General features: G+C 65.4%; 21 protein-coding genes and 2 pseudogenes. 16 read left to right on the forward strand and 7 right to left on the reverse strand.

The genetic code is table 11. The annotated features are described in order from the left end of the window. Nucleotides 1–98: 98 nt before the first annotated feature. Entirely contained in the window at nt 99–1,019 is a 921-nt protein-coding gene (locus ABDV69_RS00255; protein ID WP_343571292.1) for a cation diffusion facilitator family transporter, read from the reverse strand. Nucleotides 1,020–1,348: 329 nt separating this feature from the next. Then, entirely contained in the window at nt 1,349–1,543 is a 195-nt protein-coding gene (locus tag ABDV69_RS00260; protein ID WP_343571293.1) for a CsbD family protein, read from the reverse strand. 93 nt (nt 1,544–1,636) lie between these two features. Between ABDV69_RS00260 and ABDV69_RS00265 the strand changes: the two genes are divergently transcribed. Then, nucleotides 1,637–2,569, forward strand: coding sequence for a D-2-hydroxyacid dehydrogenase family protein (locus tag ABDV69_RS00265; protein WP_343571295.1), 933 nt, complete (start codon nt 1,637–1,639; stop codon nt 2,567–2,569). A 331-nt stretch (nt 2,570–2,900) separates the two neighbouring features. On the opposite strand, the gene ABDV69_RS00270 is transcribed toward ABDV69_RS00265, so the two are convergent. Beyond that, nucleotides 2,901–4,436, reverse strand: coding sequence for an ATP-dependent DNA ligase (locus ABDV69_RS00270; RefSeq protein WP_343571296.1), 1,536 nt, complete (start codon nt 4,434–4,436; stop codon nt 2,901–2,903). Nucleotides 4,437–4,531: 95 nt separating this feature from the next. Between ABDV69_RS00270 and ABDV69_RS00275 the strand changes: the two genes are divergently transcribed. After that, entirely contained in the window at nt 4,532–5,290 is a 759-nt protein-coding gene (locus ABDV69_RS00275; RefSeq protein WP_343571297.1) for an SDR family NAD(P)-dependent oxidoreductase, read from the forward strand. Between the two features lie 122 nt (nt 5,291–5,412). Then, entirely contained in the window at nt 5,413–7,578 is a 2,166-nt protein-coding gene (locus tag ABDV69_RS00280) for an acyl-CoA dehydrogenase (RefSeq protein WP_343571298.1), read from the forward strand. A gap of 97 nt (nt 7,579–7,675) precedes the next feature. Here the strand turns inward: ABDV69_RS00280 and ABDV69_RS00285 are convergent, their stop codons facing one another. After that, nucleotides 7,676–8,029: an OB-fold domain-containing protein gene (locus ABDV69_RS00285; RefSeq protein ID WP_343571299.1), complete on the reverse strand. Its 354-nt coding sequence runs from the start codon at nt 8,027–8,029 to the stop codon at nt 7,676–7,678. Nucleotides 8,030–8,081: 52 nt separating this feature from the next. Here ABDV69_RS00285 and ABDV69_RS00290 point away from each other — a divergent pair, with 52 nt between their 5' ends. From ABDV69_RS00290 to ABDV69_RS00300, 3 genes are all read left to right on the forward strand, one after another. Then, nucleotides 8,082–9,275, forward strand: coding sequence for a thiolase family protein (locus ABDV69_RS00290; RefSeq protein WP_343571300.1), 1,194 nt, complete (start codon nt 8,082–8,084; stop codon nt 9,273–9,275). 22 nt (nt 9,276–9,297) lie between these two features. Further along, nucleotides 9,298–10,695, forward strand: coding sequence for an FCD domain-containing protein (locus ABDV69_RS00295; RefSeq protein ID WP_343571301.1), 1,398 nt, complete (start codon nt 9,298–9,300; stop codon nt 10,693–10,695). A gap of 165 nt (nt 10,696–10,860) precedes the next feature. Beyond that, nucleotides 10,861–11,334 carry a homocitrate synthase gene (locus tag ABDV69_RS00300; protein ID WP_343571302.1) on the forward strand — a complete coding sequence of 158 codons (474 nt, stop codon included), beginning with the start codon at nt 10,861–10,863 and terminating at the stop codon, nt 11,332–11,334. A 71-nt stretch (nt 11,335–11,405) separates the two neighbouring features. On the opposite strand, the gene ABDV69_RS00305 is transcribed toward ABDV69_RS00300, so the two are convergent. Continuing rightward, nucleotides 11,406–12,890 (reverse strand): cytochrome P450, encoded by a 1,485-nt coding sequence (locus tag ABDV69_RS00305; RefSeq protein ID WP_343571304.1) that lies wholly within the window; start codon nt 12,888–12,890, stop codon nt 11,406–11,408. A gap of 144 nt (nt 12,891–13,034) precedes the next feature. Here ABDV69_RS00305 and ABDV69_RS00310 point away from each other — a divergent pair, with 144 nt between their 5' ends. Then, on the forward strand, nt 13,035–13,673 hold the full coding sequence (locus ABDV69_RS00310) for a TetR/AcrR family transcriptional regulator (protein WP_343571575.1): 639 nt from the start codon (nt 13,035–13,037) through the stop codon (nt 13,671–13,673). A gap of 43 nt (nt 13,674–13,716) precedes the next feature. Beyond that, on the forward strand, nt 13,717–14,619 hold the full coding sequence (locus ABDV69_RS00315) for an SDR family oxidoreductase (protein ID WP_343571306.1): 903 nt from the start codon (nt 13,717–13,719) through the stop codon (nt 14,617–14,619). Here the strand turns inward: ABDV69_RS00315 and ABDV69_RS00320 are convergent. Then, nucleotides 14,577–14,684 (reverse strand): annotated as a pseudogene (locus tag ABDV69_RS00320) (DNA polymerase IV); the annotation flags it as partial. The gene ABDV69_RS00315 and the pseudogene ABDV69_RS00320 sit on opposite strands and share 43 nt — an antisense overlap. Next, nucleotides 14,681–15,283 carry a helix-turn-helix domain-containing protein gene (locus tag ABDV69_RS00325; protein ID WP_343571307.1) on the reverse strand — a complete coding sequence of 201 codons (603 nt, stop codon included), beginning with the start codon at nt 15,281–15,283 and terminating at the stop codon, nt 14,681–14,683. The pseudogene ABDV69_RS00320 and the gene ABDV69_RS00325, both read right to left, overlap by 4 nt. 92 nt (nt 15,284–15,375) lie before the next feature. Here ABDV69_RS00325 and ABDV69_RS00330 point away from each other — a divergent pair, with 92 nt between their 5' ends. The 8 genes and pseudogenes from ABDV69_RS00330 to nrdF all read left to right on the forward strand — a co-directional run bounded on the left by ABDV69_RS00330 (nt 15,376) and on the right by nrdF (nt 24,470). Beyond that, nucleotides 15,376–15,933: an NADPH-dependent FMN reductase gene (locus ABDV69_RS00330; RefSeq protein WP_343571576.1), complete on the forward strand. Its 558-nt coding sequence runs from the start codon at nt 15,376–15,378 to the stop codon at nt 15,931–15,933. Between the two features lie 443 nt (nt 15,934–16,376). Next, complete coding sequence (locus tag ABDV69_RS00335; protein ID WP_343571308.1) at nt 16,377–16,616, forward strand: redoxin NrdH; 240 nt, start codon at nt 16,377–16,379, stop codon at nt 16,614–16,616. 38 nt (nt 16,617–16,654) lie between these two features. After that, complete coding sequence (gene nrdI / locus ABDV69_RS00340) at nt 16,655–17,110, forward strand: class Ib ribonucleoside-diphosphate reductase assembly flavoprotein NrdI (protein WP_343571309.1); 456 nt, start codon at nt 16,655–16,657, stop codon at nt 17,108–17,110. Further along, nucleotides 17,080–20,484 carry a class 1b ribonucleoside-diphosphate reductase subunit alpha gene (gene nrdE / locus ABDV69_RS00345; protein WP_343571310.1) on the forward strand — a complete coding sequence of 1,135 codons (3,405 nt, stop codon included), beginning with the start codon at nt 17,080–17,082 and terminating at the stop codon, nt 20,482–20,484. The genes nrdI and nrdE overlap by 31 nt, the downstream gene beginning before the upstream one ends. Nucleotides 20,485–20,601: 117 nt before the next feature. Then, nucleotides 20,602–21,351: a TetR/AcrR family transcriptional regulator gene (locus tag ABDV69_RS00350; RefSeq protein ID WP_343571312.1), complete on the forward strand. Its 750-nt coding sequence runs from the start codon at nt 20,602–20,604 to the stop codon at nt 21,349–21,351. Between the two features lie 54 nt (nt 21,352–21,405). Further along, complete coding sequence (locus tag ABDV69_RS00355) at nt 21,406–22,950, forward strand: NAD(P)/FAD-dependent oxidoreductase (RefSeq protein ID WP_343571314.1); 1,545 nt, start codon at nt 21,406–21,408, stop codon at nt 22,948–22,950. An 18-nt stretch (nt 22,951–22,968) separates the two neighbouring features. Beyond that, a pseudogene (locus tag ABDV69_RS00360) lies at nt 22,969–23,374 on the forward strand (heme-binding protein). 121 nt (nt 23,375–23,495) lie between these two features. Further along, a complete protein-coding gene (gene nrdF, locus ABDV69_RS00365; protein WP_343571315.1) occupies nt 23,496–24,470 on the forward strand; it encodes a class 1b ribonucleoside-diphosphate reductase subunit beta in 975 nt (324 codons plus the stop codon). The last annotated feature ends 1 nt before the right edge of the window (nt 24,471 follow it).

Raw genomic sequence — 24,471 nt, forward strand, 5'->3', positions numbered from 1 at the left:
CGCTCCCGACCCAGACACGGGCGAGCAGGGGCCTGCAACATCGTCGATGTCAGCGCCATCGCCGGCGTCGGATGTGGCGACGTGATCGTCGCACTCCATCAGGCGGCGCGTGCCGACCAGGTAAAGCTCTGCAGTTCCGGGATGCGGGACGTGAGGATTGCGCAGACGCCGCGACCGATCTCATCCGCCGCAGCAAGCGAGGTCTCGGAATCGAGGAAGCCCTCCACCTCTACCCGCAGCGTCCGCCCTGTCCATCGGGCGCGAGCGTGTGCGTGCTGGACCCCGGCGACCTCGAGGGCAGCGAATTCGGCGGTGGTGATGATCTCGGGGTCGACACCGTCGAGCAGGCGATGGGCGATGTCCGCGGTCACCTCCCAGCCGACGTGGCAGATGAACCCGGTCACGACGATACCCGCGACGGCGTCAGCCCACGTCCAGCCGAGAGCGACAGCGATCAGGCCCAGCATCGCTCCGGCAGACGACAGCGCGTCCAGCCGCGAATGTTTGGCATCGGCCACCACGGTCGCGGACCGGATGCGACGGCCCACCGTCAGTTTGTAACGAGCCACGAGTTGGTTGCCCGCGATGCCGACCGCCGCGGCCGCGATGCCCCAGCCGACGTGGCCGGTGCTGCCGTGGTTGATCAACTTCTCGACGCTCTCCTGGCCGGCAACGATTGCGCTACTCCAAATGACCAGCGCCACACCGATTCCAGCGAGATCCTCGGCGCGCTCGTAGCCGTAGGTGTATCGCTCGGTGGGGAGGCGGCGTGAGGCTCGGAATCCGACGAACACCAGGGCGCTGGTCGAGACATCCGACAGGTTGTGCAACGCGTCGCCTAACAAAGCCACCGAGCCCGAGACCACGGCGATGACCAGTTCGATCAACCCGGTCAGCGCAAGTACTAGGGCGCTGATCCCGACGGCCCGGTTGGCCTGTCGGCGTTCGCCTGCATCGTCGGTGGTGACGGGGAGTGGGAAGCTCGTCGCCGGGTCGCGGACTCCGTTGATCTGATGCATCCGACAAGGATGCCTTTCGCCCATACGATCACGAAGCCCGTTCTCGAAATGAATTGTGATTGAGGTTTCAGCGTGGTCGCCGTGGATCGCGCAGATCCAACCAGGCCAGCGCAATTGGCCTCGATCGGCACTCTCCGATGTGCCCGTCACTCAGCGCATTTCGAAGAGACCGTCAGCTTCTGACGTTCGAGATTCTCGGGGCCACTGAACCGGCGGCGGTCGGCACCCGCGAGCCAAACCGGTTTAATCTCATCCGCATCGGGCGCCTCGGAAAGCGGACGGCCACCGGGGTCAATACACCGGTGGCCGTCCCAGGTTCAAGTTCGTGGTCAGTGCTTGAAGGCGTCCTTCGCCTTCTCGCCGGCGTCCTTGACCTTCTCGCCGGCGTCCTTGAGGCTCGCTTTGGCCTGGTCGAGCTTGCCCTCGGCTTCGGTGCCGTGGTCGTCGCTGGCCTTGCCTAAGGCCTCTTTGGCCTTCCCGGCGACGTCGTCGATCTTGTTGCTCACTTTGTCGTGGGCTCCCATGCGCTTCAGCTCCCTTCACTGGACACTGCTGCTTCGCGTCGGGTTTGTACCCGGCCGGTCTGGGCGCCAAACCTGGTGTGCGAGATTGGCAGGATGCGGGTCGCGATCCTCGACGATTACCAGGACGTCGCACTGTCCATGGCCGACTGGTCGCAGGTTGCCGAGCGCGCCACGATCACCGTGTTCAACGATCACCTCGCCGATGCGGACGCCGTGGTCGAGCGACTCAAGCCATTCGACGTGGTGTGCGTGATGCGGGAACGCACACCGCTGCCCCGGGGCGTCATCGAGCGGCTGCCCCAACTCAAGATGATCGCGTCCACCGGGCCGTTCAACGCCGCCATCGACACCGCGGCCGCCCAAGAACGCGGCATTTACGTCAGCGGCACCGGCGGCTACCTGGAGTCGACCGTCGAACTCACCTGGGCGCTGATCTTGGCGACCGCCCGCCGGGTCGTTGACGAGGCGGTATCGGTGCGCGACGGCGGCTGGCAGATCTCCGTCGGCCGGCAACTCGGCGGCACGACGCTGGGCGTGCTGGGATTGGGTCGGATCGGCGGCCGGGTCGCGCAGGTCGGTAAGGCGTTCGGGATGGACGTCATCGCGTGGAGTACGAACTTGTCGCCTGAGGCCGCCGAACAGGCCGGGACGACCTACGTGTCGAAAGACGAGTTGTTCTCTCGTGCTGACGTTTTGACCATCCACCTGGTTCTCAGCGGACGGTCCCGCGGTTTGGTCGGCGCCGCCGAACTGGCGTTGATGAAACCAACGGCGTTGCTAGTAAACACTTCTCGCGGTCCTCTTGTCGACGAGTCGGCTCTCGTGGATGCTCTGCGGTCGCGGCGCATCGCCGGTGCCGGTCTCGACGTCTTCGACACCGAGCCGTTGCCGGCGGGGCATCCGTTGCGCACGTTGGACTCCGTCACCGCCACCCCGCACATGGGCTACGTCGCCGAACAGGTCTACCGGGTCTTCTATGGGGAGGCTGCGACCAAGATCGCCCGCTGGCTGAGTCGCGAGAGCTGATTTCGAGGCACGACGGCGCGACCACCACGAGTCGACGAGAGCCAGCACCGTCGACACCGCGGCGGCAGGCGCCCGGCCCGACGGGATGTCGACGAGGAAGGGTTCGGCGGGGTACACCAGCACGAAGGCCATCGCCAACGGATAGGGCAGCAAGGCTTCCCGACCACGCCGGTGCGGGCTTCTATGCGACAGTTGCGAATTCGTATCCGAAAACCTGCCACGCTTGCGGGCGGTCGCACTGCTGCCGAACAAGCCCGAGACGGGGTGCACGTGGCGTGATCGCACAGATCACGGACTGGCAACGGGACACGCCGAATGGGCCGCTGGCAGTCTAATCCGCGTACATGGCCCGCACCGTGTCGAGGGTGTCGGCCTCGTCGGCTCGCTTGTCGTCGCGGTACCGTTGTACCCGGGCGAACCTCAACGCCAAACCACCGGGGTAGCGCGACGACTTCTGCACGCCGTCGAGCGCCACCTCGACCACTTGCTCCGGCCGCACCTGGACGACGTAGTCCTCGATACCGCCGACGGCCAAGGCCTGAAACCGTGCGGTCTGCCACTCCAGCATCGCGTCGGTCATTCCTTTGAATGTCTTGCCCACCATGACGAGGTCGCCGGTGGCGGAGTCGCGGGCGCCGAGATGAATGTTGGACAGCTTGCCCTGTCGCCGTCCAGATCCCCACTCCACGGCCAGCACCACCAGGTCCAGGGTGTGCACCGGTTTGACCTTCAGCCAGCCGGCCCCGCGCCGGCCTGCCTCGTAGCGTGCGGTCGGCGACTTGGTCACCACGCCCTCGTGGCCGGCGGTCAGCGTCGCAGCTAGAAACTGTTGTGCCACAACGGTATCGGAGGTTATCAACCGGTCGACCCGCAGCTGCGGCGGCGCGATCTCGTCGAGCGCTGCGACGCGCTCGCTGGTCGGCGCGTCGAGCAGGTCGATGCCGTCGCGGTGCAGGATGTCGAAAAAGAACACCGATAGTGGCTGGGCGGCGCGGGCGGCGGCCACATCCACGGACCGGCCGAAGCGTGACCCGGTGACCTGGAAGGGCTGCGGCCTGCCGTCCGGGCGGAGCGCGATCGCCTCGCCGTCGACGATCAGATCGCGCACCGGCAGCGCCAGCGTCGCCTCCACCACTTCGGGCAGTCGCGCGGTGACATCGTCGAGACTGCGGGTGTACACGGTGACCTCGTCGCCGGCCCGGTGGACTTGGACTCGGGCGCCGTCCAACTTTGCTTCGAAAACGCCCTCGCCGCCCAGCTTTTCGAGTGCTTCGCCGACGCCGGCAGCGGTCTGCGCCAGCATCGGGCCGACCGGGCGGCCAACCTTCAGGGTGAAGGCTTCCAACGCCGCCGCCCCGCCGGACATCCCGGCCGCGGCGACCGCGGGCAGGGCGCCACCGAGCATCGCCGCGCGACGGACCGCGGTGGCTGGGACTTGGGCCGCTGCGGCCACCGCGTCGGCCATCACGCCGGCCAGCGCGCCCTGACGCAGCTCACCGGTCAACAGGCGACGCAGGAATGTCTGTTCCACTTCCGTTGCCGCCGAGAACAACCCGGCGACCAGTCCCGCGCGACGGGCCTGTGAGCCCTGGCCTGCGACCGCACCGATCTCTGACAGCGTTGCGTCAACGCCGTGCACGGTCAGGCTCGGTTGCGCCGCGGCGGGCGGGATCGACCGCAACGTCGCCCAGCCCACCCCGATTTGGCGCTGTGGCAGATCACCGGATAGCCATGCCACGACGATTGCGACCAGCGCGGGATCGGAGCTGGCGTAGCCGAGCAACCCGGCGATCCGCGCGATCTTGGCCCGCCGCGAGGCCGAGCCGCCCACGTCGACAGAGGTGGTCGCGACGTCGATCAGCAGCACAACTCACCTTTACACGCCTGACCGACAACGTCACGCGCCGTCGCGATAACGTGCAGCTGACGCACGGGCTGTCGGCCCCGTACAAGGAGGTATGGATGGAGATCAACGGCAAGAAGGTCATCGTGATCGGCGGCGCTTCCGGGATGGGCCGCGCCAGCGCCGAGTTGCTGGCTGCCCGCGGCGCCAGCGTCGCGGTGCTGGACCGCGAGGGCTCCGACGGCAAGGACGTCGCGGCTGGAATCGGCGGCGACTTCTACCCGGTCGACGTCACCGACTTCGCCGGCACCGAGGAAACGCTGAAGACTGCCGTCGACAAGCTCGGCGGCCTGCACGTGACGGTGACCACGGCCGGTGGCGGTATCGCCAAGCGCACGATGTCGAAATCCGGTCCGCACGACCTCGCGTCCTTCCAGGCCGTCATCGATCTCAACCTGATCGCGTCGTTCAACATCAGCCGGCTGGCGGCCAGCTACATGAGTCAGAACGAGCCCGAGGACGACGAGCGCGGCGTCATCATCAACACCGCCTCGATCGCGGCGTTCGAGGGCCAGATCGGGCAGGTCGCCTACACCGCCGCCAAAGCCGGCATCGCCGGCATGTGTCTGACCATGGCGCGTGACCTCGGGTCGTTGGGCATTCGCGTGCTGGCGATCGCGCCGAGCCTGTTCGCGACCGGTCTGACTAAGGGCATTCCGGACGAATACGCCACCGCGCTGACCAAGGACGCGGCGTTCCCCAAGCGCCTCGGCCGCCCGGAGGAGTACGCGAAGCTGGTCGCGGCGATCGTGGACAATCCGATGTTGAACGGTCAGTGCCTGCGTCTGGACGCCGGTCAACGCTTCGCGCCCAAGTAGTCCGTCGCGCTGGCGAGGTCCTACGCCTGGACGCCGCCCGACCGACCACCCGGTTGGGAGGCGCTCGCATTTAAGTACACTCTTTCCGACCGGCCAATGCCGTCCCAGAGGAAGGCCCTGCAATGGGTATCGCACTTACCGACGACCATCGCGAACTCGCCGAGGTAGCCCGCGGGTTTCTCACGTCGCAGAAGGCTCGCGCCGCCGCGCGTTCGCTGCTCGATGCGCCCGAGGAGGCCTTGCCGCCGTTCTGGCAGGCCTTGGTCGAACTCGGCTGGCTGGGCTTGCACATCGACGAGGAACACGGCGGCTCGGGATACGGGCTGCCGGAGCTTGTCGTCGTCATCGACGAACTCGGTCGTGCGGTGGCACCCGGTCCGTTCGTGCCGACCGTCATCGCCTCCTCGATCATTGCCAAAGACGGCTCCGCGGAACAGAAGTCACGGATGCTGCCGGTCCTTGTCGACGGCACCACCACCGCGAGCATCGGCCTGGGCGGTGACGTGAGCGTCAGCAATGGCGTCGCCGACGGTGATGCGGGCATCGTGCTGGGGGCCGGTCTGGGCGACCTGCTGCTGGTCGCGGCCGGCGACGACATGCTGGTGATCGAGCGCGACCGCTCCGGCGTCTCGATCGAGGTGCCGGAGAACCTGGACCCGACCCGGCGCTCCGGACGTGTCCGGCTGGACAAGGTCAGCGTCAGCGATGAAGACATTCTTCCGGCTGCGCACGACTCGGCGCTGGCGCGCGCCCGGACGCTGCTGGCCGCCGAGGCGGTCGGAGGAGCGGCCGACTGTGTCGACTCCGCGGTCGAGTACGCCAAGGTCCGGCAGCAGTTCGGCCGCACCATCGCCACCTTCCAGGCGATCAAGCACCATTGCGCCAACATGCTCGTCGCCAGTGAGTCGGGTATCGCCGCGGTGTGGGACGCCGCGCGGGCCGCGTCCGAGGACGAGCAGCAGTTCCGGCTGGCGGCCGCGTCGGCTGCGACACTGGCGTTTCCGGCGTACGCGCGCAACGCGGAGTTGAACATTCAGGTGCATGGCGGTATCGGGTTCACCTGGGAGCACGATGCGCATCTGCATCTGCGCCGCGCGCTGGTGACGACGGCTCTGTTCGGCGGTGACGCACCCGCCGACGACGTCTTCGAGCGCACCGCCGCCGGTGTCACCCGGGAGAACAGCCTGGACCTGCCGCCCGAGGCCGAGGAAATGCGGACCCGGATTCGCGCCGAGGTCGCCGAGTTCGCCGCGCTGGACAAGCAGGCGCAGCGGGACAAGCTGATCGAGACCGGTTACGTGATGCCGCACTGGCCCAAACCGTGGGGACTGGCCGCAGATCCGGTGCAGCAGTTGGTCATCGAAGAGGAATTCCGCTCCGCGGGCATCAAGCGCACGGACTACGGCATCACCGCCTGGGTGGTCCTGACCCTGGTCCAACACGGAACACCTCGGCAGATCGAGCGTTTCGTCGAGAAAGCGCTACGCAAAGACGAGATCTGGTGCCAGCTGTTCTCCGAACCCGAAGCTGGTTCGGACGCCGCGTCGATCAAGACCAAGGCCACCCGGGTGGACGGCGGCTGGAAGATCAACGGACAGAAGGTGTGGACCAGTGGTGCGCACTACTGTGCCCGCGGTCTGGCCACCGTGCGCACCGACCCGGACGCGCCGAAGCACGCCGGCATCACGACGGTGATCGTCGACATGAACGCCCCCGAGGTCGAGGTGCGGCCGCTGCGTCAGATCACCGGCGGGTCGGACTTCAACGAGGTGTTCTTCAACGACCTGTTCGTGCCCGACGAAGATGTCGTCGGCGAGCCCAACACCGGTTGGACGGTGGCGCGGGCGACGCTGGGCAACGAACGGGTCAGCATCGGTGGCAGCGGGTCCTTCTACGCGGGCCTGGCCACCCAACTGCTGGAGCAGGTGAAGGCTCAGCCGGACCGGTTGGCGGGCGGGCGAACTCGGGTGGGCAGCTACCTGGCCGAGGAGAACGCGCTGCGACTGCTGAACCTGCGCCGCGTCGCGCGCAGTGTCGAGGGCGCGGGCCCGGGCCCCGAAGGCAACGTCACCAAGCTGAAACTGGCCGACCACATGGTCGAAGGCGGCGCGATCTCGGCCGCGTTGGCGGGCCCCGACACCGCGTTGTACGACGGCGCCGGCGCACTGGCCGGCCGACTGGTGATGAGCGCCCGGGCCATGGCGATTGCCGGCGGCACCTCGGAGGTGACCCGCAATCAGATCGCCGAGCGGATCCTCGGGATGCCACGCGACCCGCTGATCAACTAGGTCGGCCGGGGAACCGCCGCCGCGAGCGACTGGCCGAGCCGGCCCGGTACGGCCTGGAAAACCGTCCTGGCGTTACGCTCGCGGAAATCCGCGCCGCTCAGCCAGTGCGGGCAAACCGCGGTGCGCCGCCCGGGCCTCGCTCCGGCAATGCTTCCACCGGCATGCCACATGTCACTGAATCCGGTTCGCAATCAACGATATTCGCGGCTACCCGCAGCCCGTCCTGCTCGGCGAGCTCGACCAGCGCGATCACATAAGGCGTCGGGATCTCCGGGTTGAACGCGTGATAGTTCACGGTGTAGGTGAATACCGAGCCCTGCCCCGACACCGGCTTGGCCGCTAACGGACGACCGCAATTGCGGCAGGTGCCGGCCGCGGGATGAACCCAGAGCGCGCAGTGGTCGCAATGCTCGACCAGCAGCTGAGAAGAAGACGTCGCCCCGGTTGACACGGGCAATACAGTACACTCAACTCCCCTCGGGTTGGTCTAACGGACGGCGTGGATGAGCTACTTCGAAAAAGACGCGATCATTTCCGGTATCGGGATCTCCCGAATCGGCCGTCGTACCGGCATTCCCGGGCCCGACCTCACGATGGAATCGGTCCGGGCCGCTATCGAGGACGCCGGCCTGGCCCCCAGCGATCTCGACGGGATCGCCACCCTGGGTGACACCCCCGCCGCCGAAGTCAACGCCGCACTGGGCATCGAAGCCCCCGACTGCGGGACGGGTTTCAGCACCGGCGGTCTGATGAACCCGGTGATCTCGGCCTGCCGCGCGGTCTCCGAAGGGCATGCGGGACACGTCCTCATCTACCGGACCGTCCAAATGCTCGGCGGCACAGTCCCGGTGAAGCAGAACGAGAACGCACCCGCCCCACCGCTGGCGCGGATGTTCGACACACCGGAAGGCGAGCCGCCACCGGTCGTCGGCCCGATGGACGACGTCAACGATCTGGTTGCCGCGCAAGCGTATTCGGCCGCGAACTGGCTGGCGCTGGCATGCCGCCGGCACATGGAGCTCTACGGAACCACCAAAGAGCAGCTGGGCTGGCTGGCCATCAACAGCCGGCGCAATGCTGCGCTGAATCCGCGAGCGGTGTACCGCGACCCGATGACCATGGCGGACTACCTGGGCGCACGCCCGGTGTCGCTGCCTCTGAGTCTGTTGGACTGCGACGTACCGATCGACGGGTCGATCGCGCTGGTGGTGTCGGCCGCGAGCTACGCCGACGACTGCCCGCATCGGGCCGTGAAAGTCGAGGCGGTCGGCGGCAGTAACGGCGCCGGCGGCTGGTTCCACCGCCCGGACTACCCGAAGATGGCGTCGGTCGACGCGGCGGCGCAGATGTGGTCGCGGACCGATCTGACCCCCGCCGACCTGCACCTCGCCGAACTCTACGACGGGTTCACCTTCCTCACCTTCGCCTGGCTCGAAGCGTTGGGCATCTGCGGTGACGGCGAAGCCGGACCTTTCGTCGAGGGCGCCGAACGGATCGCGCTGGATGGTGCCCTGCCGTTGAACACCTACGGCGGCCAGCTTTCGGCGGGGCGCATGCACGGCTATTGGCTGCTGCACGAAGCCTGCCTGCAGTTGCGCGGCGAGGCGGGCGAGCGCCAGGTGGCCCGCCGGCCGGAGGTCGCCGTGGCCGCAGTGGGCGGTGGGCCGATCGCCGGATGTCTGTTGCTGACGTGCTGAAAACGTCTGTGCGGGAGGGCAATTGAGAGTTGGGGCGCAGGCAGACAAGCGAGCTACCCGGATCGCCCGCCGTATCGAGGCCGACATCATTCGACGGGGCTGGCCGATCGGGGTGTCGCTCGGCTCGGAGCAGGCTTTGCAAGAGCGTTACCAGGTCAGCCGATCGGTGCTGCGGGAAGCGGTTCGACTCGTCGAGCATCACCGGGTGGCGCGCATGCGTCGGGGCCCCAACGGCGGGCTGCTGATCTGCGAGCCGGACGCTGCCCCGGCCACCCACGCGCTCATCATCTATCTGGAATACCTGGGCATCACGGTCGGCGACCTGCTGGATGCCCGACTGCTGTTGGAGCCGTTGGCCGCATCGCTCGCCGCCCAGCGCATCGACGAGGAGGGCATCGATCGACTGCGTGCGGTGCTGCGTGCCGAACAAGACCGGCAGCCGTCGAACGACGAATTCCATACCGTGCTGGCCGAGCATTCCAAAAACCCAGTGCTGCAACTGTATATCGACATCCTGATGCGGCTGACGGTCCGTTACGCCGAGGACTCGCGACTGGATTCCGCCAGCGATGCCTTCGAGGCGATCGAGCACCGTCACCGTGATCACGCTGACATCGTGGACGCAGTTACCGCGGGCGACGCGGCACGTGCGATGGCGCTGAGTGAACGTCACGCGGAATCGGTGACGGCGTGGCTGCAAGACCATCACCACCCGGTCGGCCGGCCAAGCGGCGAGCCACCGGGCAAGCTCGCCGAAGTGCTGGCTGCCGCCATTCGCGACGACATCGTCAGCAGCGGCTCCCAGGTGGGGGAAGTCTTCGGGACCGAAATGGCGTTGCTGGAACGCTATCGGGTCAGCCGATCGGTATTGCGAGAAGCGGTGCGGCTCTTGGAGTATCACGCCGTGGCAACCATGCGGCGTGGACCCGGCGGCGGGCTGGTGGTGGCGGAGCCTCAGGCGCAAGCCAGCATCGACGCCATCGCGCTGTATCTGCAGTACCGGCAGCCCCGCCGTGCGGACCTGCGGATGATCAGCGACGCCATCGAGATCGACAATGTCGTGAAGGTCGTCAGACGCAGCGACACGCCGCAGGTGCGCGCGTTCCTGCAACAGCACCGGCTGCTTTTCGAGCAGGCCGGCGACGACTCACGCCAGGTCGCTGCTGCGGTATTCCTGTTCCACAGCGGCCTGGCCGCGTTGGCCGGCAACGCCGTGCTGGAGCTGTTCCTGCGGATTCTCGGTGAGCTTTTCCGCCGGCACTGGGCCAGCAGCGACCAGCCGGTCCTCAGTCACACGGATCTGGTCGAGGTGCGGCACGCGCACCTGCGCATCATCGAGGCGATCGACCAAGGTGACGACAGCCTGGCCCGTCACCGCATCCGACGCCACCTGGACGCGGCCGCGTCCAGGTGGCTGTAAAAGAAGTTGCATCGGTCGCCCGTCAGCGTCTAACGTCGATGATCGTGCAACATCTTCTCGTAGTAGCCAGCACCCGCAGCGGGGTCTGATCCAGACCGACTCCCCGCTGTGGGTCGGAGGCTACTACCCGTCGGTCACTTCATGACGACCAGAGAAGACCGGCACATGACCATCACCTTTGCTTCATCCGAATCGTCGACACTGCTGTTCGACGGCATGCCGCTACCGCGCGGACTCCGCGAAGACGCCGACACCCTGTCGTGGAGCGCGTTCACCGCGACCTACGCGCCCAGCGGCGGGCCGCTGCGCCTGGGGCAATGGCACTGCACCGACACCGGCCGATCGGCCACCCGGTTGGGGCCGCGAACATTTCAGGCCACGCTGGCGCTCGGCGATCGCATCGAGACCGCGACCGCCACGGCGAACGGCCCGGTCGCCGCGCTGACCGCGATGCTGCACGAGCGCGGTGTCGCCGTGGAGATGTTGCAGTTCCATCAGCTGCAGTCCGACGACACGACCGCGACGTTCATCCAGGGCACCGACGGCGCTCGGGCCGCCTGGGCGATGGGCTGCTCACCGGACCCGTTGCAGTCCGCCCTGTCGGCGGTCATCGCCTGCGCGAACCGGCTGTACGGCTGATGGGGTGAGCAGACGCAAAATCGCCCAAAACCGGTGGTTTTAGGGCGATTTTGCGTCTGCTCGCGTTGCGGCTAGAGACGCCGCAGCACGATCGGCATGCCGTCCATCGGGATCGGCATGCCGCCGTAGTCCCACTTGGGCTGGTAGCCGGGCCGGGCGAGTTCGAGGCGGTAACGGCGCAGCAGCCGGTGCAGGATGGTCTTGACCTCGAGGCGGCCGAACACCATCCCGATGCATTTGTGGGCGCCGCCGCCGAACGGCGCGAACGCGTAGCGGTGCTGCTTGTGCTCCGAACGCGGCTCGAGGAACCGTTCCGGGTCGAACTTCAGCGGATCGGTCCACAGCTCGGGCAACCAGTGGTTGGTGCCCGGCCAGGTGACCACATTGGTGCCGGCCGGTAGGTAGTAGCCCAGCAGGTCGGTGTCGCGAACGGTCTGGCGCATGTTGAACGGCAGCGGGGTGACCAGCCGCAACGACTCGTCCATCACCAGGTCGAGGGTCTCTAGCTTCTCCAACGCCTCGATGTCCAGCGGGCCGTCGCCGAGACGGTCCGACTCTTCGCGGCAACGCTCCTGCCAGTCCGGGTTGGCGGCCAGGTTGAAGGCCATCGTCGTGGTGGTCGACGTCGAGGTGTCGTGGGCGGCCATCATCAGGAAGATCATGTGGTTGACGATGTCGGAGTCGGTGAAGCTGTTGCCGTCCTCGTCCTCGGTGTGGCACAGCACCGAGAGCATGTCGGTGCCGTCGGCGTTGCGGCGCTGCTCGGACACCCGCTCGACGAAGTAATCCTCGAGCACTTTGCGGGCCTGCAGTCCGCGCCACCACTTGAACGGCGGGACGCTGGTCCGGATGATCGCGCCGCCGGCCCGGGTGGTGGTGGTGAACGCCTGGTTCACCTTGGTGACCAGGTCGTGGTCGGTCCCGGGCTGGTGGCCCATGAACACCACCGAGGCGATGTCGAGGGTGAGTTCCTTCATCGCCGGGTGGAACAGGAAGCGGGCGTCGTCGGTCGGATAGCCGGCCACCACCGCCGACGCCACCTGGTCGATGTGGTCGACGTAGCCGGTGAGCCGGCTGCGGGTGAACGCCTCCTGCATGATTCGCCGGTGATACATGTGCTCCTCGAAGTCGAGCATCATCAGGCCGCGGTTGAAGAACGGCCCGATCACCGGGTGCCAACCTTTCTGCGAGTAGTCCTTGTTGCGATTGGAGAAGATCGCCTGGGTGGCGTCCGGGCCGATCGCGACGATCGACGGCAGGGCCGGCGACTCGGCGTAGAACACCGGGCCGCGCGTCTTGTAGAGGTGCAGCGGAAATTCCGGGCCGCCGCGGAACATTTCGATGATGTGGCCGAGCACGGGCAGGCCCCGGTCGCCCATCACCGGCCGCAGGCCGCTGCCGGGTGGCGGCATGGCCAGTTCCCGCTGCTTCCAGTCGAAGTTCAGCAGCCGTCTTTCCAACAGCCCCATGCCGGGGATGGTGTTGACCGTGGGGGTGAATCGGCGCTTGGCCTGGTCGAGCAGATATTCGGTGGTGCTGATGGTCGCCTGGGACAATTAAGACACTTCCTCTTAACGGGGCGTACGGCCGAGGTCGATCGACAGTGTGGCAGACATCACCATCTGCCATCCTTCGGGGAAACTTGACGGCTGTCAAGTTTCCTTTTGGGTGTGGCGTGGTGCAAGGTCATACGGGTGCGAATCGAGCAGGGGGCCGAGCAGGCGCCGGTTCCGCGGCGCCGCGGTGACCGTCAGCGCCACGCCATCGTGCGAGCGGTGCGTGAGTTGCTGGAGGAAAAGCCGTTCGCCCAGCTGTCGGTGAGCACGATCAGCGATCGCGCCGGGGTGGCGCGGTCGGGCTTCTACTTCTACTTCGACTCCAAGTACGCCGTGCTGGCCCAGATCCTGGCCGACGCGACACGGGAACTCGAGGAGCTCACCGAATACTTCGCCCCGCGCGGCGTCGACGAGACCCCGGCCGCGTTCGCCAAGCGCATGGTCGGAAGCGCCGCGGCGGTCTACGCCCACAACGACCCGGTGATGTCGGCGTGCAATGCCGCGCGCAACACCGACGCCGAAATCCACGACCTGCTCGACCAGCAGGTCGAAGGCGTCGTGCAACAGATTATCGGCGTCGTCAAAGAAGAGTTACGGGCCGGCACCGCCCACCCGATCAGCGACGACATCGCGACGTTGGTGCGTACCTTGTCGGTGACCACCGCGCAGATGCTGTCCGGGGATTCCGCCTATCTGGGCGACCACGGCGACGTCCAGCGTGGTGTGCGGGTGCTCGAGGCCTTGTGGCTCAACGCGCTGTGGGGCGGTCCGGTCAAAGCCTAGCGTTACCGCGCCCGGCCAGGATGGGTAGGTATCGTCATTGCTCATGTCGAAGGAGACGTTTGCGGGTAAGCGGTGTCTGGTCACCGGCGCGGCCAGCGGCATCGGCCGCGCTACCGCGCTGCGGCTCGCCAGCCAGGGTGCCGAGTTGTATCTGACCGACCGCAACGCCGACGGCCTGGCCGAGACGGTGAACGACGTTCGCGCGCTCGGCGCTCGGGTGCCGGAGCATCGCGCACTCGACATCGCGGACCACGACGAGGTCGCGGCTTTCGCCGAGGCGATTCATGCCAATCACCCGAGCATGGACGTCGTGATGAACATCGCCGGGGTCTCGGCGTGGGGGACCGTGGACCGGCTGTCGCACGAGCAGTGGGACAAGATGATCTCGATCAACCTGATGGGTCCGATCCACGTGATCGAAAACTTTGTGCCCCCGATGGTGGCGGCGCGCAACGGCGGGCATGTGGTCAACGTGTCCTCGGCGGCCGGCCTGATCGGCTTGCCCTGGCATGCCGCCTACAGCGCCAGCAAGTTCGGTTTGCGCGGGCTGTCGGAGGTGCTGCGGTTCGACTTGGCCCGCTATCGCATCGGGGTGTCGGTGGTGGTGCCCGGTGCGGTGCGGACTCCGCTGGTCAACACCGTCGAGATCGCCGGAGTCGACCGCGGCGACCCGCAGGTCAGCCGCTGGGTGGATCGCTTCAGCGGCCATGCGGTGTCGCCGGAGAAGGCTGCGGACAAGATCCTGTCCGGGGTCGCCAGGAACCGGTTCCTGATCTACACCTCGCCCGACATCCGCGCCTTGTACGCGTTCAAACGTGTTGCGTGGTGGCCCTATAGCGTCGCGATGCGGCAGCTGAGCCTGGTATTCACCAAGGTTCTCAAGCCGGCTCCGGTCGTGCCGTCGTGGCCTCCGACGATGACGGGCCGGCCCACCGGGTCGGGGTGACGTCCCAACTCCACCGAGGCCAGGACCTGGTCGAGGTCGACGTGCCGGATCCAGCGCGGCTTCATCGTCCACAAAGCTTGTGCGCCAGGCTTTCCCACGCATCGCCCTGCGCCTGCAGAGATTGATCGCGTTCCATCAGCTGGTGCTCGACGTAGTCGGCCTCGAGCAGGGCCAGCAGGGCATCGGTCTGGGCGTCCAGATCGCCGGTGGTGCCGGCCGAGGTCAGCAGCATCCGGACATGGGTGTGCAGCACCGTCGCCGCCGCGCCGTAGCGCGACGCCGGATCGCGGTTGGCGGCCAGCAGCAGTTCGTGGTGAGTGTGAGCGAACTTCAGCCGTGCCCGGCCGAATGCCAGAAGCCGCTCCAGCGGCGGCCCGTCGGGCCCGAGCGGTGCCGGGCCGAACATGAACGCATGTTGGTTGGCCTGCTCGTCCCCGTCGAGTAGCACCATCATCAAGCCGGCCCGGCTGCCGAAACGCCGGAACACCGTGCCTTTGCCGACGCCGGCCGCCGAGGCGATGTCGTCCATGGTGACCGCGTCGGCGCCGCGCTCGTCGATCAATCGTCGGGCCGCGTCCAGCAGCAGGGCGCGGTTGCGGGCAGCGTCACCGCGCTCCTGCGGCACGGAAATCGGCAGGTCGCGAACCGGGTCGACGGCATTCACGAAATTACTGTAGCGTCATCGGAACAAAGCGGACTACGGTCCGGTTGATTCGGTGCAAGGATAGGCACCAGCCAGTGAAGGGACTGAAGATCATGCCGGACACCACAGTGTTGGCGCTGTTAGGAAGCTTGCGCGCCGCGTCGGTCAACCGCCAGATCGCCGAACTGGCCACCGAGGTGGCCCCCGTGGGAGTCACCGTCACCGTCTTTGAAGGCATCGGCGATCTGCCGTTCTACAACGAGGAGATCGACGACGTGATGAACCCCGAGGCCCCGTCCCTGGCTCCGGTGGCCGCGCTGCGAGCGGCCGCGGCCGACGCGGACGCCGCCCTGGTGGTGACGCCGGAATACAACGGAAGCTATCCGGCCGTCCTCAAAAACGCGATCGACTGGTTGTCCCGGCCATTCGGCGACGGCGCGCTCAAAGGTAAGCCGCTGGCGGTGATCGGCGGATCGTTCGGCCAGTACGGCGGAGTGTGGGCGCACGACGACACCCGCAAATCGTTCGGGATTGCCGGTGCCCGGGTGATCGACACGATCAAGCTGTCGGTCCCGTTCCAGACGCTGGGCGGTCAACACCCGCGCGATCACCCCGAAGTGGCTGACAACGTGCGTGACGCGGTGGGCAAGCTGGCTGCCGAAGTCAGCTGATTTCTCCGACCCGCCCCAGCGGTCACACGCCGTTGGGGCGCTTTGCTGTGCCAAGCCCGGCGGGGCCCGATGTCGGTGCCGGATGGTAATCCTGTCCGTACGCCGTCGCGAGGCTGTGTTGTGACCTGCGACACGCCGAATACACGTCCCGCCAGGGCTTACGACCAGGGAATTTCATGAATGTTTTTCCGAACATCTTGTATCTCCACTTATTGTCGACCACTAGGTGTAGTGTTTCGGACACCGACGGACCCCAGGTGCACCTGGTCAGTCGGGATGCACCAGCCGACAGCGGCGACCGGGCTGAAGCGGACCGGCAAGACGGGAATTCCGCGGCGCGGCGGCTCGCTGAATAGCAGTACATGAGTAGTTGCCAGCCTCGCCCTGTTCATCTCAAGTCTCACCAGTCAAGTCGCACCAGTCAAAGAGAGGTCGTACCGCCGATGAGCGTCACCGTCTACACCAAGCCGGCCTGCGTGCAGTGCAACGCCACCTACAAGGCGCTGGACAAGCAGGGCATCGCCTACGAGAAGGTCGACATCACCTTGGACTCCGAGGCCCGCGACTACGTGATGGCGCTGGGCTACCTGGCGGCCCCCGTCGTGGTGGCCGGCAACGACCACTGGTCGGGCTTCCGTCCGGACCGGATCAAAGGGCTCGGCGCGGCCGTCCTGAGCGCCTGATCGACACAACGGCGTAGCAGGACAAGGAGGGGATCGCCGTGCCGTCCTCCAACTTGGTGTACTTCTCCAGCGTCTCGGAGAACACGCACCGATTCGTGCAGAAGCTGGGCATCCCGGCGACGCGGATACCGCTGCACGAACGTATCGAGGTGGACCAGCCATACGTGCTGGTGCTGCCGACCTACGGGGGCGGCCTGCGCAACCCGAGCATCGCTGAGATCGAGCGCGGTGGCTATGTTCCCAAACAGGTCATCGCCTTCCTGAACAACGAACACAACCGATCGCTGATCCGCGGCGTCATCGCCGCGGGCAACAACAACTTCGGTGCCGAATTCGCCTACGCGGGCCAAGTGGTCTCGCGAAAGTGCGGCGTCCCTTATCTCTATCGCTTTGAACTGATGGGCACCCCGGACGACGTGGACGCCGTCCGCGCGGGTCTCGCTGACTTTTGGAAGGAACAGACGTGTCACCAACCGTCGCTGCAGAGCCTGTAACCTCCGGCACTCGCCCCTCCCTTCCGGGAGGCCCGCCCGAGACGGACTACCACGCGCTCAATGCGATGCTGAATCTGTACGACGCGGACGGCAAGATTCAGTTCGACAAGGACCGCGAAGCCGCGAATCAGTATTTCCTGCAGCACGTCAACCAGAACACGGTCTTCTTCCACAACCAGGACGAGAAGCTCGACTACCTGGTCAAGGAGAACTACTACGAGCGCGAGGTCCTCGACCAGTACAGCCGCAACTTCGTCAAGACGCTGCTGGATCGCGCGTATGCCAAGAAGTTTCGGTTTCCGACCTTCCTCGGCGCGTTCAAGTACTACACCTCGTACACGCTGAAGACGTTCGACGGCAAGCGCTACCTCGAGCGTTTCGAAGACCGCGTCGTGATGGTGGCGCTGACGCTGGCCTCCGGCGACACCGGGCTGGCCGAGAAGTTGGTCGACGAAATCATCGACGGCCGCTTCCAGCCGGCGACGCCGACGTTCCTCAACTCCGGCAAGAAGCAGCGCGGTGAGCCGGTGAGCTGTTTTCCAGCCGGAACTCCGGTGGACACCCCTGAGGGGCCAAAGGCGATCGAGGTTCTGCAGGCTGGTGAACGGGTGCTCTCGCATGACGGGTCTTTCTCCATCGTCGAGTCTGTTGTCGAGAACCCCAACGACCAAGCTCTGGTGTCGATCTCACACTTCGGGCACAAGGAGCCGATCCGCTGCACTCCCGAGCATCCGATCCTGGTGTGGACGAAGCGCGAGGTCGAGAGTCTCATCGAAGGCGATGGTGCCGATCCGTTTAGCGGATTCGTGTGGTTGGCGGCAAAAGACATTCACGCAGAAGACTTCATCGTGACTGCGGCACCGCTCGACGGCCGTGAGCGGCGTGTGTATGACCTGATGGAGTACGTCGGATCGGGCGAATACGAAGAGGTCGACGGCCTCATCCGCAAGGTCAATTGTGACCGGAAGCATCGCAACAAGCAGCGTCACAACATGAACTTCGTATCAGTGAATCGCCTCGTTGAAGTGTCCTACGACCTCGGTCTTCTCCTGGGCTGGTATGTCGCCGAAGGTCACGTTTCCAAGCGATCTGGTTCCGCGGGCCCGACACCCAACGGCATTCACTTCACGATCGGCACACACGAACTCGAGTACCAACAGGAATTGGCGACGGCATTCAAGCGAGTGTTCGCGGCCGATCTTTCCGTTTACCAGAGTGTGTCGGACCAGTCGGTGCGCATGATTTGCGACAGCAAAGTCGTTGCGTCACTTTTCCTGTCACTGGTCGGCACTGGATATCACTCAAAACGGTTGTCTCATGATGTCCTCACCGCCGACGACGAGTTTCAGCGCGGATTGTTGGCCGGATTGTTCCGCGGGGATGGGTGCAGTACCGCTGGCGGAATGGTGCTCGACTTGGTGAATCCTGATCTGATTGACCAAGTTCAGCTTCTTTTGCGCCGAATCGGAATCCTATCCAGGGTCCGCCAGTACGTGAACCAATCGGGCAACGTTACGGGACAGGTGTTTGTGCCCGGCTTGCCCGGCGCCAATGAAGAGTTCATCTTTGACGTCGGCAAGAACCTGCACAACTATGTCGGCCAGAAGGGTGCCTCGCGCACGACGTATCAGGTCGTGCACGGGCGGCACGTGTATGGCATCCGCGAACTGAAGTGCACACAGGAAGTTCCGGACAAGGTCTACAACCTTCACGTTAAAGACACGCATACCTACACGATTCGTGGCACGGTCGTCCACAACTGCTTCCTGCTGCGCATCGAAGACAACATGGAGTCGATCGGGCGCTCGATCAACTCCGCGCTGCAGCTGTCCAAGCGCGGCGGGGGAGTCGCGTTGCTGCTGAGCAACATTCGCGAGCACGGCGCGCCGATCAAGAACATCGAAAACCAGTCGTCGGGCGTCATCCCGATCATGAAGCTGCTCGAGGACTCGTTCTCCTACGCCAACCAGTTGGGAGCTCGGCAGGGCGCCGGCGCGGTGTATCTGCACGCGCATCACCCCGACATCTACCGTTTCCTGGACACCAAGCGGGAGAATGCCGACGAGAAGATCCGGATCAAGACGCTGAGCCTCGGTGTGGTGATTCCGGACATCACCTTCGAGTTGGCCAAGAACAACGAGGACATGTATCTGTTCTCGCCCTACGACGTCGAACGTGTCTACGGGGTTCCGTTCGCCGACATCTCGGTCACCGAGAAGTACTACGAGATGGTCGACGACGCGCGGATCCGCAAGACCAAGATCAAGGCGCGCGAGTTCTTCCAGACGCTGGCCGAGTTGCAGTTCGAATCGGGCTACCCCTACATCATGTTCGAGGACACGGTGAACCGGGCCAACCCAATCGAGGGCAAGATCACCCACTCGAACCTGTGCTCGGAGATCCTGCAGGTCTCCACCCCGTCGTTGTTCAACGACGACCTGTCGTACGCCAAAGTGGGCAAGGACATTTCGTGCAACCTGGGTTCGCTGAACATCGCCAAGACGATGGACTCGCCGGACTTCGCCCAGACAATCGAGGTGGCCATCCGCGCGCTGACCGCGGTGAGCGACCAGACCCACATCTGGTCGGTCCCGTCGATCGAGCAGGGCAACAACGACTCGCACGCGATCGGGCTCGGGCAGATGAACCTGCACGGCTACCTGGCCCGGGAGCGCGTCTTCTACGGGTCCGAAGAGGGCATCGACTTCACCAACATCTACTTCTACACGGTGCTCTACCACGCGCTGCGCGCCTCGAATCGCATTGCGATCGAACGCGGTTCGCACTTCAAGGGCTTCGAGAAGTCGAAGTACGCCTCCGGTGAGTTCTTCGACAAGTACACCGAGCAACTCTGGGAACCCAAGACCGAGCGGGTACGGGAGCTGTTCGCCGACGCGAAGATCCGCATCCCGAACCAAGACGACTGGAAGCGGCTCAAGGAATCCGTGCAGACTCACGGCATCTACAACCAGAACCTGCAGGCGGTGCCGCCGACCGGGTCGATCTCCTACATCAACCATTCGACGTCGTCGATCCACCCGGTCGCATCCAAGATCGAGATCCGTAAGGAAGGCAAGATCGGCCGGGCCTACTACCCGGCGCCGTATCTGACCAACGACAACCTGGAGTACTACCAGGACGCCTACGAAATCGGCTACGAGAAGATCATCGACACCTACGCGGCGGCCACTCAGCATGTGGACCAAGGGCTGTCGCTGACGCTGTTCTTCAAGGACACCGCGACCACCCGCGACGTCAACAAGGCGCAGATCTACGCCTGGCGCAAGGGCATCAAGACGCTGTACTACATCCGGCTGCGGCAGATGGCGCTGGAAGGTACCGAGGTCGAGGGCTGCGTCTCCTGCATGCTGTGACCCTTGCTGCCGAATGTGAATTCGGCGACGCGTAAGCGGCGTGTCCCGTCGCGATATTCACACTCGACGGCGAAAGGAATGCCAGGTCAGCGACCGCACCGGGGTATGGTGCTTGACGTGGTCAGAATTCCCCGGCCTGCGCTGCCGCACCCCGGGTCCAAGCCTGGGGTGAAGGTCGACGCGCGCAGCGAACGCTGGCGCGAACACCGTAAGAAGGTGCGCGCGGAGATCGTTGAGGCGGCGTTTCGCGCCATCGACCGGCTCGGACCCGATCTCAGCGTTCGTGAGATCGCCGAAGAGGCCGGCACAGCGAAGCCCAAGATCTACCGGCACTTCACCGACAAGTCCGACCTGTTCCAGGCGATCGGGGAGCGGCTGCGCGACATGCTGTGGGCGGCGGTCTTTCCGTCGATCGACTTCGCCAACGACTCGGTGCGCGCGATCATCCATCGCACCGCAGAGGAGCATGTCAGCCTGGTCGACGAGCATCCCAACGTGCTGCGGTTCTTCCTCCAGGGCCGCTTCCCCGAGCAGTCCGAGTCGACGACGCGGACGCTCAGCGAAGGCCGCGAGATCACGTTGGCCATGGCGGAGATGTTCAACAACGAGCTGCGCGAGATGGAGCTCGACCCGGGCGCCTTCGAACTCGCGGCGTTCGCGACGTACGGCTGCGCGGCGGCGGCCACCGACTGGTGGCTGGGCTCCGACGTCGACAGCCCGCGACGGATGCCCCGTGAGCAATTCGTCGAGCACCTGACCACGATCACGATGGGCGTCATCAGCGGTACCGCCGAGATGCTCGGCATCAAGTTGGATCCTGACCGGCCCATTCACGACGCGATGCCGCGCAACTCCGCTGCCAGCTAGCATCGGGCGGCGTTGACGGGGCCGAGGTCATTCGAGAAGAAAGGCTGATTCACCGTGAGTATTGCCGAGTCGACTACCCAACCCGACGCGCCGCCGGCGCCGATCCGCACCCGCGCACTCATCATCGGGACGGGATTCGCCGGGTTGGGCATGGCCATCGCGCTGCAGCGCCAGGGGGTGGACTTCGTGATCGTGGAGAAGGCCGACGACATCGGTGGCACCTGGCGGGACAACAGCTACCCCGGGTGCGCATGCGACGTGCCGTCGCACCTCTACTCCTTCTCTTTCGAGCCGAAAGCGACCTGGAGCAAGCTGTTCTCGCCGCAACCGGAGATCCTGGACTACCTGCAGGGCGTCACCGACAAGTACGGCCTGCGCCGATACATCCGCTTCGGGCAGAAGGTGAGCCGCGCGCACTGGGACGACAGCGAATACCGCTGGCACGTGTTCACCGAGGCGGGCGACGAGTACGTCGCGCAGTTCCTCATCTCGGGCGCCGGCGCTTTGCATATTCCGCGCACCCCGGACATCGAGGGCATGAATGAATTCCGCGGCCCCGCGTTTCATTCGGCGGAATGGGACCACAGCGTCGACCTGACCGGCAAGCGCGTCGCGATCATCGGCACCGGCGCCAGCGCTATCCAGATCGTGCCGGAGTTGGTGCGACGCGACGCCGGCGTAGCCGAGGTGCAGCTCTACCAGCGCACACCGCCGTGGGTGGTGCCGCGGCCGAACAGCCTGCTGCCCGACGCCGTTCGCAAGGCCTTCGCGACGGTGCCCGGGCTGAGATTTCTGGTGCGCTCCGGTATTTACTGGGGGCTCGAAGGCCTCGGGTTCGCGATGACCCAACGCCCGAGCCTGCTACGCGCCGTCGAGTTGGTCGGCCGGTGGAACATTCGCCGCTACGTCAAAGACAAGGAACTGCGTCGTCGGCTCACCCCGAGCTACCGCGCCGGCTGCAAGCGAATTCTCTACTCCGGCAGCTACTACCAGGCGGTCGCCAATCCGAAAGCGACGTTGATCACCGACCGGATCAGCCGTATCACCGCCACCGGCATCGTCACCGGCGACGGTGTCGAGCATCCCGCCGACGTCATCGTCTACGCCACCGGTTTTCACACCACCGACTCCTACACCTATGTCGATGTGAAGGGCCTGCGCGGCGAGGATCTGGTGGATCGCTGGAACCGCGAAGGAGTCGTCGCGCACCGCGGGATCGCGGTGGCCGACATGCCGAACCTGTTCTTCCTGCTCGGTCCCAACACCGGACTGGGTCACACTTCGGTGGTGTTCATGATCGAGTCGCAGATCCATTACGTAGCCCGGGCGATCGCGGCCGTCGACAAGGCGGGGGCACAAGCGTTGGCGCCCAGCCGTTCTGCCCAGGCCCGATCCAACGCCGAACTGCAGAGCAAACTGGCCGGCTCGGTGTGGAATACCGGCGGCTGCAGCAGCTGGTATTTAGACGAGCACGGCGTCAACCGGACGTTGTGGAGCGGCATGACCTGGCAGTACTGGCGCGACACCCGCTCGCTCACGCTTGCCGAGTACAAGTTCTTCGGGGTGGGCACTGGTTCGCGTGCGACGGTCAGCGCCTGAGGAGTTGCGCGAAGGCTCGTGCGGCCGCGTCGACGCCGGCCTCGTCGACTGTGCCCGGGACCATCCGGTCAAATAGGAGACGGCACGATCGCGTTCGATGACGCTGGTCGCGTCGTCGCCGGTGCCGAGAAGCGGGCCGGTGAGATTGATCAACCGCAGAACATTGCGGTCGTCTACAGTGACGGCAATCTGGTGACGCACGTGCGGATGGATCGACAGTATCGACATCAGCGTCAACAGGGCTTGGACCGCAAGGGCTTTTGACAGCGAGACCCGAGTGATCAAGGACGACAGCCAGCCTGACGGGCCGTTGTTCGGTATGCACCCGAGTTTCGCGGGCCGGGTGATGATCTTCGCCGGGGAAGCGCCGTCGCGGCGGGACGGCCAGATCATCAGCGCCGCGGCCGGTGCTGCGGCGCTGTGAGTGTTCCGCGTGCGACACGCGAGAACACAACCTCTTGTGTTGCGTTGCCATGTCGTACCCCAGGGGTAGTGTTTGTGGCCTACGTAACGTCGGCAATCCGTCCTGGTGAAGTGGGGTTCTGGTGACTGATGGAATGAAGCTGGTCGACCGGGTCTCCGCGATCAACTGGAACCGTCTGCACGACGAGAAGGACGCGGAGGTCTGGGAGCGGCTGACCGGAAACTTCTGGCTGCCCGAGAAGGTGCCGGTGTCCAACGACATCCCGTCCTGGGGGACGCTGACAGCAGGCGAGAAGCAGTTGACGATGCGGGTGTTCACCGGGCTGACGCTGCTGGACACCATCCAGGGCACGGTCGGCGCCGTCAGCCTGATTCCCGACGCGCTGACGCCGCACGAGGAGGCGGTCTACACCAACATCGCATTCATGGAGTCGGTGCACGCCAAGAGCTATAGCTCGATCTTCTCGACGCTGTGCTCGACTGTCGAGATCGACGAGGCCTTCCGCTGGTCGGAGGAGAACCCGAACCTGCAGCGCAAGGCCGAGATCGTGATGGACTACTACCGCGGCGACGATCCGCTCAAGCGTAAGGTGGCCTCCACGCTGCTGGAGAGCTTCCTGTTCTACTCCGGGTTCTACCTGCCGATGTACTGGTCGAGTCGGGCCAAGTTGACCAACACCGCCGACCTCATCCGGCTGATCATCCGCGACGAGGCCGTGCACGGCTACTACATCGGCTACAAGTTCCAAAAGGGCCTGGCGAGCGAGGACGCGGCCCGGCAGGCCGAACTCAAGGAGTACACCTACGAACTCCTTTTCGAGCTCTACGACAACGAGGTCGAGTACACCCAGGACCTCTACGACGAGGTCGGCCTGACCGAGGATGTCAAGAAGTTCCTGCGCTACAACGCCAACAAGGCGCTGATGAACCTCGGCTACGAGGCGCTGTTTCCGCGTGACGAAACCGACGTCAACCCGGCGATCCTGTCGGCCCTGTCGCCGAATGCCGACGAGAACCACGACTTCTTCTCGGGTTCGGGTTCGAGCTACGTGATCGGCAAGGCCGTCAACACCGAAGACGAGGACTGGAACTTCTGAC

The sequence above is a fragment of the Mycobacterium sp. genome, assembly GCF_039583785.1.
In the GTDB taxonomy this organism is placed as follows: domain Bacteria; phylum Actinomycetota; class Actinomycetes; order Mycobacteriales; family Mycobacteriaceae; genus Mycobacterium.